This window comes from Gammaproteobacteria bacterium (assembly GCA_035501935.1).
In the GTDB taxonomy this organism is placed as follows: Bacteria; Pseudomonadota; Gammaproteobacteria; order JAJPIJ01; family JAJPIJ01; genus JAJPIJ01.
On sequence record DATJVC010000013.1, the window covers coordinates 51,348 to 65,570 of the forward strand.

The 14,223-nt window shown below is 62.0% G+C and carries 14 protein-coding genes; 7 read left to right on the top strand and 7 right to left on the bottom strand.

What is annotated here, in order from left to right; genetic code table 11:
- Positions 1-26: 26 nt before the first annotated feature.
- From lpxA to tilS, 6 genes are all read left to right on the top strand, one after another.
- Positions 27-800 (top strand): acyl-ACP--UDP-N-acetylglucosamine O-acyltransferase, encoded by a 774-nt coding sequence (gene lpxA / locus VMH34_03090; protein HTT07758.1) that lies wholly within the window; start codon positions 27-29, stop codon positions 798-800.
- Between the two features lie 15 nt (positions 801-815).
- Positions 816-1,949 (top strand): lipid-A-disaccharide synthase, encoded by a 1,134-nt coding sequence (lpxB, locus tag VMH34_03095; GenBank protein ID HTT07759.1) that lies wholly within the window; start codon positions 816-818, stop codon positions 1,947-1,949.
- Positions 1,950-1,951: 2 nt separating this feature from the next.
- The gene (rnhB, locus tag VMH34_03100) at positions 1,952-2,539 is read left to right on the top strand and encodes a ribonuclease HII (protein ID HTT07760.1); all 588 of its coding nucleotides are present in this window, start codon (positions 1,952-1,954) and stop codon (positions 2,537-2,539) included.
- Complete coding sequence (dnaE, locus tag VMH34_03105) at positions 2,536-5,997, top strand: DNA polymerase III subunit alpha (protein HTT07761.1); 3,462 nt, start codon at positions 2,536-2,538, stop codon at positions 5,995-5,997. The genes rnhB and dnaE overlap by 4 nt, the downstream gene beginning before the upstream one ends.
- A 143-nt stretch (positions 5,998-6,140) precedes the next feature.
- Complete coding sequence (locus VMH34_03110) at positions 6,141-7,100, top strand: acetyl-CoA carboxylase carboxyltransferase subunit alpha (protein HTT07762.1); 960 nt, start codon at positions 6,141-6,143, stop codon at positions 7,098-7,100.
- A gap of 15 nt (positions 7,101-7,115) precedes the next feature.
- Positions 7,116-8,471 (top strand): tRNA lysidine(34) synthetase TilS, encoded by a 1,356-nt coding sequence (gene tilS, locus VMH34_03115; protein ID HTT07763.1) that lies wholly within the window; start codon positions 7,116-7,118, stop codon positions 8,469-8,471.
- Here tilS and VMH34_03120 read toward each other — a convergent pair.
- From VMH34_03120 to VMH34_03150, 7 genes are all read right to left on the bottom strand, one after another.
- The gene (locus VMH34_03120; protein HTT07764.1) at positions 8,468-9,994 is read right to left on the bottom strand and encodes an FHA domain-containing protein; all 1,527 of its coding nucleotides are present in this window, start codon (positions 9,992-9,994) and stop codon (positions 8,468-8,470) included. The two genes, tilS and VMH34_03120, sit on opposite strands and share 4 nt — an antisense overlap.
- A gap of 58 nt (positions 9,995-10,052) precedes the next feature.
- Positions 10,053-10,550: a hypothetical protein gene (locus tag VMH34_03125; protein ID HTT07765.1), complete on the bottom strand. Its 498-nt coding sequence runs from the start codon at positions 10,548-10,550 to the stop codon at positions 10,053-10,055.
- A 43-nt stretch (positions 10,551-10,593) separates the two neighbouring features.
- Positions 10,594-11,160: a hypothetical protein gene (locus tag VMH34_03130; protein HTT07766.1), complete on the bottom strand. Its 567-nt coding sequence runs from the start codon at positions 11,158-11,160 to the stop codon at positions 10,594-10,596.
- Entirely contained in the window at positions 11,157-11,783 is a 627-nt protein-coding gene (locus VMH34_03135; protein ID HTT07767.1) for a hypothetical protein, read from the bottom strand. The genes VMH34_03130 and VMH34_03135 overlap by 4 nt, the downstream gene beginning before the upstream one ends.
- A gap of 20 nt (positions 11,784-11,803) precedes the next feature.
- On the bottom strand, positions 11,804-12,550 hold the full coding sequence (locus VMH34_03140; GenBank protein HTT07768.1) for a MotA/TolQ/ExbB proton channel family protein: 747 nt from the start codon (positions 12,548-12,550) through the stop codon (positions 11,804-11,806).
- Positions 12,551-12,649: 99 nt separating this feature from the next.
- The gene (locus VMH34_03145; protein ID HTT07769.1) at positions 12,650-13,186 is read right to left on the bottom strand and encodes a DUF302 domain-containing protein; all 537 of its coding nucleotides are present in this window, start codon (positions 13,184-13,186) and stop codon (positions 12,650-12,652) included.
- A gap of 25 nt (positions 13,187-13,211) precedes the next feature.
- A complete protein-coding gene (locus VMH34_03150; GenBank protein HTT07770.1) occupies positions 13,212-13,793 on the bottom strand; it encodes a L,D-transpeptidase in 582 nt (193 codons plus the stop codon).
- A 133-nt stretch (positions 13,794-13,926) separates the two neighbouring features.
- Between VMH34_03150 and VMH34_03155 the strand changes: the two genes are divergently transcribed.
- A partial coding sequence (locus tag VMH34_03155) for a cytochrome b/b6 domain-containing protein (protein HTT07771.1) occupies positions 13,927-14,223 on the top strand: 297 nt, incomplete at its 3' end.

The window sequence follows — 14,223 nt, forward strand, 5'->3', positions numbered from 1 at the left end:
CCGGCGTCCATGGAGAACGCCGGGAAATGATTGATGCCAGCGCCCGCATCGATCCGCGCGCGCGGCTCGCCGAGGGTGTGGACGTCGGTCCCGGATGCCTGATTGGCGCTGATGTCGAAATCGACGGCGACACACGCATTGCTCCTTACGTCATCATCCATGGCTCCACGCGCATAGGACGGCGGAATCAGATTCATCCCTTTTGTGTCATCGGCGGCGATCCCCAGGATAAAAAATACCAGGGCGAGGGCAGTACCCGGCTGGAAATCGGCGACGACAACACCATCCGTGAACACTGCACCATCAATCGCGGCACCGTGCAGGGTGGCGGCGTCACGCGCATCGGTGATCACAACTGGGTCATGGCCAATGTGCATATCGCGCATGATTGCCAGGTCGGTAGTCACACCGTTTTTGCCAACAACACCGCGCTGGCCGGGCATGTCGCTATCGAGGATCACGTCATTCTGGGAGGCTTCACCGGCGTGCATCAGTTCTGTCGCGTCGGTGCCTACAGTTTTGCCGCTATTGCCTCGGTGATCGTCAAGGATGTGCCGCCCTATCTCATGGTGGCCGGCAACACGGCGGAGACCCGCGGCCTCAACCGGGAGGGTCTGAAACGTCATGGCTTTTCAGCCGAAACCCTTCAGCTGCTTCGGCAGGCCTACAAGATTCTGTACCGGCAGCATCTGCCGCTGAGCGAGGCCGTTGAGCAGTTGAAGGCGTTGAATGGCGGGAGCGCAGAAGTCCGGCGTCTGGTGGATTTCGTCAGCCGCTCCACGCGCGGCATCGTGCGCTGATCGCAGGAATGGCGTATGCCCCGGGTCGCGATCATCGCTGGCGAACCCTCCGGCGACCGGCTGGCCGCCGCCTTGATCCGCGCCCTGCGCGCGCAGCGAAACGATCTGGAATTCTGCGGCATCGCCGGACCGGAGATGATTGCCGCCGGCTGTTCGGCATGGGCTCCGATGGGCCGGCTGGCGGTCATGGGAATCGGCGAGATCCTGCGGCGTTACCGCGAACTGCGCGTCCTCCAGCATCAAGTCATCGACTTCCTGAAGATTTGGCTGCCGGACGTCTTCATTGGCGTGGATGCGCCGGAATTCAACCTCGCGCTCGAGGAGCGCCTGCACGCATCGGGGATTCGCTGCATCCATTACGTCAGTCCCAGCGTCTGGGCGTGGCGGGAACGGCGCCTGCAACGGCTGCGGCGGGCCGTGGATCGCCTGTTGGTGTTGTTTCCGTTTGAAGAAACCTATTATCGGGACCGGGGGGGCGTGCCGTTTCGCTTTGTGGGACATCCACTGGCGGATGAATTGCGGGCCTTGCCCGATCGGGCATCGCTGCGCGTCACCCTTGGCCTGACGCCTTTCGACCGTGTCCTGGCGCTTTTGCCCGGCAGCCGGGAGAATGAACTCCGGCATCATGCGAAAATATTTCTGCGCACCGCCGCGTTATGCAGGAAAAAATTTCCCGATTTGAAAGTGCTGGTGCCGCTGGTGAGCGAGGACCATGAGCGCTTGTGGCGCGACCTGCTGCCGGACGCCGGGCCGGAAGTGCGTTTCCCGCGCGGCCGGTCGCGGGAGGCACTGGCGGTGGCGGATGCGGCCTTGATCACCTCCGGCACCGCCACGCTGGAGGCCATGTTGCTGGGGTGCCCCATGGTGGTGGCCTACCGCGCGTCCTGGCTGAGCTACGCCTTTATCCGGCCACTGCTGCGTCTGCGCAGGTTTTCCCTGCCCAATCTCATCGCCAGATCGTCCATCGTTCCGGAATATATACAGGGTGCGGCCCGACCCGGCGCGCTGGCGTTGAGTCTCCTGGAACTGCTGCAACCCGGGGCAGCGGCGGCCGCCCGACAGCGCAAGAGATTTGCCAGGCTGGCCGGCCAGTTTCCCCCCAACGCCAGTGCGCGCGCCGCAGATGCAGTTCTGGAATTGCTGCCGTGACGGTGCTTTTGGTCCGCATCGCGGGCATCGATGAAGTGGGGCGCGGGCCGCTGGCCGGGCCCGTGCTGGCGGCGGCGGTTGTGCTGCATCCTGACCGGCCCATCGACGGACTCAGGGATTCGAAACTGCTGACCGCCCGCCGGCGCACCTGCCTGGCCGAAGAGATCCGTGTGCGGGCCTGGCACTGGGCCCTGGGCCGCGCCGAGGTGCACGAAATCGACGGGCTCAACATCCTGCGGGCGAGCCTCCTGGCGATGGAGCGCGCAGTCGCCGCACTGGCGGAACCACCTGACGCCGCAGTGGTGGATGGCCTGCACGCGCCCCGCATTCCCTGTCCGGTGGAGACACGCGTCGCGGCCGATCGGGATGTGCCGGCGGTCAGCGCGGCCTCGATCCTGGCCAAGGTCTGCCGCGATTTGGAGATGGTGTCACTTGATCATATGTATCCTGGATACGGGTTCGCCAGGCACAAGGGTTATCCCACCGCCGAACACCTGCTGGCCTTGCAACGGCTGGGGCCCACGCCCATCCATCGACGTTCGTTTGCGCCCGTGCGGGAATGGAACAAATTGCGGGAAGCGCGGCAATGAGTTCCTTCGTTCATTTACGATTGCATACCGAGTACTCGCTGATCGATGGCCTGATCCGGATCGAGCCGCTGATGGCGGCCGTCGCCGCGGCGGCCATGCCGGCGGTGGCGTTGACCGATCAGAACAATCTCTTCGCAATGATGAAGTTCTATCAGGCGGCGGAACACGCCGGCATCAAACCGATCATCGGCGCCGATCTGTGGCTGCGGCGCCCGCAACGCGCGCTGTCGCGCTTCGTGCTCCTGTGCCGGAATCCGCAGGGCTACCGCCATCTCGCGCAGCTGATCACTCGTGGCTACATGGAAAACCAGCGGGAGGGCAGGCCCTGCATCGAATGGGATTGGCTGCAGGAGCACGCGGATGGACTGATCGCCCTGTCCGGCGGCCGCGAGGGCGATGTCGGCCAGGCGCTCCTCGGCGGCGATGTCGCATGGGCCGAAGAGCTGACGGCGGAATGGGCGCACTGTTTCCCGGACGCCTACTATCTGGAATTGCAGCGCACCGGGCGCCCGCAGGAGGAGGAATACCTGCAGGCGGCGGTGGACCTCGCAGCGCGGCGCGGCCTGCCGGTGGTGGCCACCAATGATGTGCGTTTTCTCCACGCCGCGGATTACGAGGCCCACGAAGCCCGCGTCTGCATTCATGAAGGCCGTACGCTGGCCGATCCACGGCGTCCGCATCTCTATTCCCCGCAGCAATATCTGCGGTCGCCGGAGGAAATGACGACGCTGTTCTCCGATCTGCCGGAGGCCCTCGCCAACACCGCGCATGTCGCGGCGCGTTGCAATTTTGAATTGCAGTTCGGCAAATACCATCTGCCGGCCTTCCCGGTCCCGGAGGGGCATGACGCGGCGTCCTGGCTGCGGGCGGAAGCGGCCTCAGGTTTGGAGGCGCGCCTGCAAAAACTTCATGGCGACCGGACGGCGGAACGCGCGCCGCCTTACCGGCAGCGCCTGGCGCTGGAAAGCGACGTCATCGCGGGCATGGGTTTCGCCGGCTATTTTCTCATTGTGGCTGATTTCATCCGCTGGGCGAAGACGCGCGGAATTCCCGTGGGGCCGGGCCGTGGTTCCGGCGCCGGTTCGCTGGTGGCCTATGCGCTCGGGATCACCGAACTCGACCCGCTGCGTTATGACCTGCTGTTCGAGCGCTTTCTCAATCCGGAGCGCGTGTCGATGCCGGATTTCGACGTGGACTTCTGCATGGATCGCCGCGACGAGGTGATCCACTATGTCACGGAAAGGTACGGCCAGGATCGCGTGGCGCAGATCATCACCCACGGCACCATGGCGGCCAAGGCGGTGGTGCGGGATGTGGGCCGGGTGCTGGATCTGCCGTACAAATTCGTCGATCAGGTGGCCAAGCTGGTTCCCTTCGCGCTTGATATGACATTGGAGCGTGCGCTGGCGGAGGAGCCGGCGCTCAAGGCGCGCTATGAACAGGAGGAGGAGGTCCGCACCTTGATCGATCTGGCGCTGAACCTGGAGGGTTTGTCGCGCAACGCCGGGCGGCATGCCGGCGGCGTGGTCATCGCGCCGGCGCCGCTGACCGACTTCATGCCGTTGTACTGCGAGCCGGGCGGCACTTCTCCAGTCACGCAGTTGGACATGCTCGATGTCGAGGTGATGGGATTGGTGAAATTCGATTTTCTCGGCCTGCGCACGTTGACCATCATCGATTGGGCGTTGCGTGACATCAATGCGGCCCGCGCCGCGCAGGGACAGACGCCGATTGATATCAACCTGTTGCCGCTGGATGACAGGCCCACCTACGATCTCATCCGCCGTGCCGACACCACGGCGATCTTCCAGCTGGAATCACGCGGCATGCGCGACCTCATCCGCCGATGGCAGCCCGACACCTTTGGGGATCTGGTGGCGCTGGTGGCCATGTTCCGGCCCGGCCCGCTGGGTTCGGGCATGGTCGAGGACTTCATCAGCCGCAAACAGGGCCGCGCGCGCGTGCATTACCCGCATCCGGCGCTGGAGGCCATTCTCAAACCCACCTGGGGCGTCATCGTCTATCAGGAACAGGTCATGCAGATCGCGCAGGTACTCGCCGGTTATACGCTTGGCGCCGCCGACCTCCTGCGCCGGGCCATGGGCAAGAAAAAGCCCGAGGAAATGGCCAAGCAGCGCGCGGTGTTTCTGGATGGCGCGATGAAGAACGGCGTCAAGGAGGCCGTGGCGGCCAGCATTTTTGATCTGATGGAGAAGTTCGCCGAGTACGGATTCAACAAGTCGCACTCCGCGGCCTACGCGCTGGTGGCCTATCAGACGGCCTGGTTGAAGACGCATCATGGCGCGGTATTCATGGCGGCGGTGCTGTCCTCGGAGATGGACGACACGGACAAGATCGTTTCACTGATCCGCGATTGCCGGCGCCGCAACATCGAGGTGCAGCGGCCCGACATCAACAGCGGCACGCACCATTTCACCGCCGTTGACGCCGGCACGATTCGCTACGGGCTGGGGGCGATCAAGGGTGTGGGGCGATCCGCGGCCGAGGCCATTGTGCAGGAACGCGCTGAGCGCGGCGTCTACACGGATTTGTTCGACCTGTGCCGGCGCCTGGATTTGCACCGGGTGAATCGTCGCGTGCTGGAAGCCCTGATCCGCGCCGGGGCGCTTGATGCCCTGGGTCCGCACCGCGCCTCTCTCATGGCCACGCTGGGACTGGCCTTGCAACAGGCCGAGCAGAGCGGGCTGCGTGAATCGGCCGGCCAGGAGGACCTCTTCGCCACCGGCGCAGGCGACACCGCCGACCAGGCACGGATACTGTCCGACACTGAATTTGTACACATGCCGGAATGGCCGGAGGAGGAGCGCCTGTTGGGTGAGCAGGCGACGCTTGGGCGTCCCATGACCGGGCATTTGATCGATCGGTATCTTGCCGACATTGAGAACATGAGGCTGCTGCGGATCGCCGCGTTGCAGAAAATAAAAAACACGCCGGTACGCTGCAAGGTTGCCGCCATTGTGGGCGAGATGCGCATGCGCAACAGTCGGCGCGGGCGGATGGCGGTGCTGGTGCTCGATGATCACGACGCCAGTGTGGAAGTGACCGTGTATCCGGAGACGTTGCAGGCCCATGCCGGACTGCTGGAGGTGAACAGGGCCGTCGTGCTGGAGGGAAATTATGATCAGGACAATTTTACCGGCGAGATGGCGCTGACCGCGGAGAAAATCTGGAGCCTTGACCAGGCGCGTGCGGAATTCGCACGCCGACTGGTGGTGACCATCGATGCCGAACGTTGCGGCGCCGGCTGGCTGGAGGATTTCAAGACGATGCTGAGTGATCAACGCCGCGGCGCCTGTCCGGTGTACGTCGAATATCAACGGGGCGGCGCGCGCGCGCGCCTGCGTCTCGGCAACGAATGGTTGATCCTGCCGACCGGGACGCTGGTGGACAATTTGCGGAGGCGTCTGGGGGATGATCGCGTACACGTGGAGTACTAGCAGATTGATGAGAAACCACCAGGGAGGTCGTCCGAGTTGCTGCCGTTCGCTCGAAAGCCCGCCGTCCGCCGGATAACATCTCAATCTTTTTCTCTTGCAGGTATAATTATTAATACTGCTTGTCAAAATGAGCCGCGACATCGATGAACATGAATTTTCTGGATTTCGAACAGCCGATCGCCGAGTTGGAGGCCAAGATTGAGGAACTCCGCTATCTCGGTAATGACAGCGACATCAACATCACCGAGGAGATCGCCAGACTCAGGCAGCATTCACAGGAGCTGACGCGCTCGATCTTTTCTTCGTTGACCGCCTATCAAGTGTCGCGTCTGGCACGGCATCCGCAGCGCCCGTACACGCTGGATTACGTCGCGAGGTTGTTCACCGATTTCGAGGAACTGCACGGCGATCGCTGTTTTGGCGATGATGCCGCCATCGTCACCGGTCTGGCGCATTTCGGCGGCCGGCCGGTCGCCGTGATCGGCCATCAGAAGGGGCGCAGCACCAGGGAGAACCTGCAGCGCAATTTCGGCATGGCCCGGCCCGAGGGATACCGCAAGGCGCTGCGGATCATGAAAATGGCGGAGCGGTTCAGGCTGCCGCTCCTGACCTTCATCGACACGCCCGGCGCCTATCCGGGTATCGACGCGGAAGAACGCGGCCAGAGCGGGGCCATCGCCGGAAATCTGATCGAGATGGCCAGTCTGGCCACGCCCATCATCGCCACGGTCATTGGCGAGGGCGGATCGGGCGGCGCGCTGGCCATTGGCGTGGCGGATCGCGTGCTCATGCTCGAGTACAGCACCTACGCCGTGATCTCGCCGGAAGGCTGCGCCTCGATCCTGTGGAAAAGCGCGGAGCGCGCCGGCGATGCCGCCGAGGCCATGGGCATTACTTCAAAGCGTCTGCTGGAACTGCGGCTGGTGGATCAGGTGATCGAAGAGCCGCTGGGCGGCGCCCACCGCGATCCGGACCTCATGGCGGCGCGGCTCAAGAAGGCGTTGCAGGATCAGTTCCTGCATCTGGAAGGCATCCCGGTTGCGCAACTGGTGGAGATGCGGTTCCAGCGGCTTATGCGCTCCGGCGTCTACCGCCAGAATTAGTTCTTCATCGAGTTTGTGAATTCCATTCCGGATATTCTGCGCGAACACCTGGAGTTTCTGCTTGAAGACGTCACGGCGTCGTCCGTCGTATGGGCCGGCTACAGCGGCGGCTGCGATTCCTCCGCACTGCTGCACGCCTTGCACAAATGGGGCAGGGAACACGAGATCCGCGTGCTGGCAGTGCACGTCAACCACCATCTGCACCCGGAGGCCGCGACATGGGCCGGTTTCTGCGCAGAGCAATGCGCGCTTCTTGGGGTTCCCTTGCGTACGGTTGAAGTGGATGTCAGCCCCCTGAATGGCCGCAGCCTCGAGGCGCGTGCCCGGCAATTGCGCTACGACGCCTGCCGCGCGCTCTTGGGATCGGGTGATTGTTTTCTGACGGCGCATCATCAGGAGGATCAAGCCGAGACCCTGCTGCTGCAACTGTTGCGCGGCAGCGGCGTGCACGGCCTCTCAGCCATGCCGGAACGAACACCCTTCGGACCGGGCTGGCATGTAAGGCCGCTCCTGTCCTGTCCGCGCGCTGATTTGATCGGGTACGCGCGGGCGCAAGGGCTGCAATGGCTGGATGACCCCAGCAATGCGGACACGAGCCATGACCGGAATTATCTGCGACATAAGATCATGCCGCGCCTGCGGCAACGCTGGCCGGCCGCGGCCGAAGTGATGACTCGCGCCGCCCGCTGGCAGGCGGAGGCGGCGACGCTGCTGGATGAAATGGCGGCGTTGGATCTGGAAACCACGCGTGGTCCGCGTCCGGAATGCCTGTCCGTGCCGGCGTTGTGCGCATTGAGTCCGGCGCGATGCGCGCAGGTGTTGCGGCTGTGGATCAAATCACTGGGTCTGGCCGCGCCCTACGCCGCGCATCTTGAACAAGTCCGCCATGACCTGTTGCATGCCCGCCGTGACAGCCGGGCCCGGGTGCGCTGGCCCGGTGCGGAGGTGCGCCGTCATCGTGATTTGTTGTACGCCGGGCAGCACGATTCCGACAACGGCGATGACGAAGAGACACTCGTGGACTGTGTGTGGGATCCATCCATGCCCCTGCAATTGCCGTGGGGCCGGTTATCGGCGCACAAGGCCAAGGGTGTGGGACTGGCCGCGCGGCACGTGCAGCAGCACGGCCTGCGTATCCGGCGGCGGCGGGGCGGGGAGGTCTGCCGACCGGCGTGGCGCACGCACCGCCAGTCGTTGAAGAAATTATTGCAGGAAACGGGTGTGCCGCCGTGGCAGCGCGAAAGGCTGCCTTTGATCTATTGCGGTGATGAGCTGGCGGCGGTGGCCGATCTCTGGGTTTGCCATCCCTGGCAGGCCACTGCGGACGAGGCGGGATGGGTATTTCGCTGGGAGCCGGCTGATGAAAACTAAGGTATGCGGGTGCGGACCATGACGGTCTGCTGCATGGAGGCGGGGTCGTCGTCGAAGCGCGTGAAGCGGAAGCTGATGTCGCCGATCTCGACAGTGTCGCCCTCGTTCAATTCCGCCTGCTTTACTTTCTTGTCGTTGACATAGATGCCGTTCATGGATTCCAGATCGGTGATGTCGAACTTGCCATTGTAGCGGCGGTGTATCTCGGCATGCTGGCGCGAGATGGAGACGTCGTCGATGGTCAACTCGTTGTTGCGGCTGCGGCCGATGCGCCAGGGCGATTGGTCGATGGCGTGCCGCGTCTCCGTCGCTCCGTGCTGCACCAGGTAGGCGTAGGGTTTGCCGGCGGGAGTTGGCGGCATGGCAATGATGGGCGCAGTCGTGGCGGCCCGGCGCACGTAGCGACCGTACAAACCCAGGGCGATCAATACCGCCAGCAGACACAACACGGGAACGCCATACCATAACCAGACATCCCAGCGGTGGCCCGGTTCAGGCGCGGTTGGCGTCGGGGCGACGGCCGGGGTGGACGGTGATGCGGCCGGCATCGTCGCCGATGAGGATACCGGCGTGGTCCCGGGAGCAGTGGGCGCCACCTGGGGTGTCGGGAAGGCGACGCCGTAAGTGATGGAGGCTTGGGCATCGCCGGCGCGCAGTTGCAGCGTCAGCGTCTGCGCGCCATTTTTCGTCGCGGCCAGAGAAGTCAGATCGACATGGATTCGGCCGCCGGTTTCCGCAATCCAATATGGATTGGCAATGAAATCTTCAGGCAGTTTGAATGTGTCGGCGCTGGCGCCGATGTAGTAGCCACCGGAATCCTCAGCCAGCTTGCGCAGTGATTGCAGACCGACGGACAGCGCCACCGAGCGCGGATAGCCGACGCCGACGATGGGGATGTCCAACTCCAGGGCCTTTTTGATGACGTCCTCGTGGTGGTAGGAAAAATCCTCGGCGAGTCCGTCGGAGAACAGGTACAGCGCGCGGCGGCCGGCCTTATAACCCTGCAGGAGCTTCAACCCCTCCAGCGCATTGCGGTACAACTCCGTGGTCTTGCCGGTCGCCTTCAGATCGGCAATGGCCTTTTCGATTTCGGAGGGAAGCGCGCCGAGTGGCGCCAGAATGCGCAGATTGGTATCAAACGCCGCCAGACCAAAACGCTGGCGCGGCGAGGCGGCGGCCAGCATGGCGCGCAATTGCGGCTTGATGGCGTCAATGGCCGGCTCGCGGCGCGGATCGCTGGTGTCCACCATGAACAGAATGGCGGTCACGTCATCAGACGCAGGATATGGGGTGTTGGCGGCCTCGACCGGGGCATCGCCCAACTGTGCCGATACGGTGGTCTGTTCCTTGGTCGGACCGAGCCAGCGATAGCTGCAGTCCACCTGCAGCGGTTGTGTTTCGCTGCATTGATAACTGAGGGAATCGGTGAGCGTGGTCGCCCGCGACGGAGCAGGGGAGATGGCGGACAACAAACTCCCGCTGCCCGCGAGGAGCACAAGCGTCAATATGCGCCGTAAGCTCATCATTGCTTCCGGCTATTGTGCCGCAAAACGGCCGAAAAAATAAGCTCTATGGAGCCGATCAGCGCTCCGGAAAAAGCGGATCGGGCATGTCGTAGAAGCTGATGTTCGGCGCCTTGATGCCGTATTCCGTCTCGCCCGCGGGCGTGGGTTCCACCTCGCCCAGTTGCGGCAGGTTCTTGCGCAGTTTGGTGGCCGCATCCGTGACCTTGACGTGCAATTCAGGGGTGAACGGCAGCACATAGGCGCGCGGCAGATACTGCCCGCGGCCGTGCTGCAGATCGGTGACCCAGAGGTATATGCTGCCCTTGCTGGAGGTGGCCTTGTCCGGCTCATGGACCTGCACCGCCAGCAGATTGAAGCGTTCCGGCAGCGCATAGGTGGTGGCCCACCCCATGAGCGGCCCGATGGAATGCGCGGTGATCCAGTAAAAGACCCCGACCAGCGCCACGCCCGGCAGCTTGACCAGCCAGGGCCAGTTCGAATTCAGCACCAGATTCAACGCCAGCACCGCCAGCACAACGCTGGATAAAATAATTCCGGCAAGTCCCCAATACATGTCGTGCTCCTTCCGTATCCTGAATATGTGTTGGCGAGTGCGGTCAGCGATTCGAGGACGCCGGCTGTTCCTCGCCCGTCTTCGGCGGAGGCCCCTCCGGGGCGGAGTCGGAGAAGATGTAATCAAATTTCGGCTTGACGCTCTTCTGCCCGCCCTCCTTCTGTTCCTTCGTCACGTTGTGCGTCCCCAGATCCGCCTCCTGCACTTCGCCGACCTGCGGTATGTTCTTCTTGAGTTTGGCGCCGACCTGTTTGACGCGGGCATGCAGCTCGGGAGTGTACGGCACGATGTAGCCGCGCGGCACATTGGGCTGTGCGGTCTGCGGATCACGATCCACCACCCAGAAGAAGACATTTCCTTCCTCGCCGCTCATCTGATCCGGTTCGCGCATGTAAACGCCGAGAATGCTGAAGCGCCTGGGCATGGCATCCTTGCTGGGCCAGCCGAGCAGCGGTGGAAACGACATGTACATCACGATATAGGAGAGGGAAACGACGACGGTGGCCAGCATCTTGGTGCGCCAGGGCCAGCGTGAGAACAGATTCAGCGCCAGCAACAGGGCCGCCAGCACGGTGTACATCGTATTAAGTTCGCCACTGCTCAGGATCATGATTGGCCCTTTCCGAAAATGCGCTCCGTGAGTGATTTCTGAATGTGATTGATGTTGGCGATCTTGCCGTCCGAACCGATGGTGAAACGCACCGCGGTCAACTCATCGCCGGCCTTGTGCAGGGTCAGGGTGCCGTAGTACACCACCTCCAGTTGCGGGTTGACCTTGTCCACCGTGACGTCGACATCCACCGGTTTGTCATCCTGGGAGGCATAGTAGTGGATATTGACCACGTATTCGCCGGTGATGGTTCCACGGATGGTCACGACTTCCTGCCTCAGGGGAACCTCGACGGTCTGCCCGTTGACGTTGATGGAATCGTTGACGCCGCGATCATCGCGATCCAGATGGACAAGCCCGGCCTCCTTGTTCTGGAACCACACCAGGTTGCCGTCAGGTTCCTCCACCCAGGTGTCGATGTCGTTCGGATTGTTGTCGGGCCAGTGTACGGTGATGATGTATTCGGCCTTGGGATCGATGATGCCTTTTTTCGACACGGGATTCATGAAGATGATGGAGAGCACGAAGAAGTAGGTCAGCGCCTGGATGATTTTGAACAGGACCGCCGTCATGACATCAAAGGGCTGATAAAACTTCGACCTGCCGCCCAACCGGAGAGCCATGAGGAAACCTGCCGTCTATTTCAGGATTTGTGCAGCCGGGGCAGGATGTGCACGTCGGTGAGATTGATCGTGGTCTCCAGCAATTCCTCAAGTCCGCGGCCCAGCAGGTAATAGGGTATGGACAGCAGGATGCCGCCGACCAGGCTGACCAGCGTGGTGTTGAGTGCGGTGCTCATGCCAAAGCTCATCTGCCGCAGCACGCGCTGCATGGCGCTCGCGTCCAGGATTTCATTCTGCGACACCGAACCCAGCATCAAAATGAAGCCGATCAGGGTGCCCAGAAAGCCCACTTTGAGCAGGAAGTCGATCAGAAACCAGCCGAATTCATTCTTGCCGCGCAGACGCGAGGCGTGCGCCTCCAGGATGTCGGCGCTGGTGACGGACTTCGACGCCGGATCGCGCTCCGTATGCTTGGCGGACAGCAGATCGGCGACATAACGCGAAACAAAGCTTTCGGGCAGGACGCGCCCGCTGTCGACCAGGCACAGGCGGCCGTCCTCGTCGCAGGCCACCGGCTCGCCGGTATTGATCAGGTTCAGTTCCGTGCGGCGGGTGACGTTGAGTTCATGCGAAAGATTGAGCGTGCGCAGGAGGGAGTGGCTGAGGCCCACGAAATAGATGGCGATGACCACGATGGAAATCATGCTCTTGTCGGTGGCCACCATGGCCTGGATCAGCCCGGTATCCGTTGTCACCACAAATCCGTAAATGACCAGCCCGGTGGTCATCATCCAGGCGAGCAACAGCAGGTGTTCAGTTTTTCTCATGATATGGATTTCCCGGGACAGAATGGTTTTTCAACAGAGCTTCTCAGTATACACAGGACGGTGGGCGCTGAGTACCGTCAACTACATTTGCAAATGCGGTCAGGGCGTGGCGGCAGGTTCTGTCGATGGCAGTGGATGGCCGACGGCGTTTTGCTGCAACGCAAAATCCATGATCCTTCTCATCTCCGCATTCGTGCGCCGCGCAAATTCATTGACCTTTGGATTCGGATGATCCTCGGGCAGCAGGATGAGACTGATGACGGTCTTTTTATCCTGCACGTGCACGGTGATACGGCAGGGCATCATCGCCACGTAGCCCAGATCCATCTGCAGCACCTCGCGCGCATTTTCGACGCTGCAAAAATGAATGACCTCCACGTCCGGAAAGTCCTTGTTACCGCGCTCGCGCAGCGCCTTGCCCAGATTATTGGTGCCGGTGATGCGGTAGTTGTGATCGGAAATGGCGAACTCCAGTTCCTCCACCACGTCCTCGAAGGACTTGTCGGTGGTGGCGCGCACGATCTGATAGGCGTGCGTCTCGACCTTGCCGGAGGAATCGGATGTCGATGGATCCGCTGATTTTTGGGAACAGGCCGCCAGCAGGAAACAAATGACTAGCGGCCAGCAACGCATCATGCGGGGATTCTTCAGACAGGTTCTGCTACTCGTTGATGACGACCTTGGTGCCGATCTCGACGTAGCGGCTCAATTCATCGATCTGTTCGTTGGTCAGCGCGATGCAGCCTTCCGTCCAGTTGATGTTCTCGTGTATGGTCAGCTTGTCAGGCGTGATCTCACCGATGCCGTGTATGCCGACCGCGCCGCCGAGCGGTGTGTTCTGCGGCGGCGGATGTCCGGCCCTGGCCGCGTCGATGATGGCGTCGAATTCCGTGCGCGTCAACAATCCGTTTTTCAGCCCCCAGTAGGCGTCCTTGACGTTGGGATAGTTCAGCAACATGAAACGATGGAACTTATCGCTGTCCTTGACCTTGACGATGCGGTAGACCCCGATGGGCGTTTTGTGATCGCCGACCTGGCGCTTGTCGCCCTTGCCGCCATAACCGAAGGCGGCGTGAAAAGTTTTTTCCACCTTGTCGCCGTGTTTCAGGTAAAGGATGCCCTGGGATTTGACGATCTCTATTTCGTAGTCGGCGGCGCGGGCGGCAAATGGCAGCAACAGCAGGGCGGTGATGAACCCCATGAACAGCTGGGACAGTCTCCCTGTCTGATGGGAAAACGTCATACCGCCGCGGGAGAATGTGTATGGTGGAAATTCATGGTGGGCAATAGATTAGCAGAGATTCTTAAGGTTATAAATGGTTGTGCTATGCTAGGCCCATTCAACAATAAACCCCGTTAGCCCCCTTTAAAACTCCATGCCGGTCACCCCAGCGCGCTACACCCGCACCGCCATGCTATTGCACTGGCTCATGGCCCTGCTCATCTTTTTTTTATTCGGCTTGGGATGGTGGATGACGGAATTGCCGGAAACCTCGGTGCGCGCGGTTCCTTTCTCCATACATAAATCCTTCGGCCTGCTGGTGTTCACGCTGTTGTGGGCGCGGCTGTTGTGGCGGCTGATTAATCCCCCGCCGGTACTGCCATCGGGGGTGGAGGAGTGGAAGCGCGTGCTCTCCACCTGGGTGCACCGGACGCTGTACTTCCTGCTCATC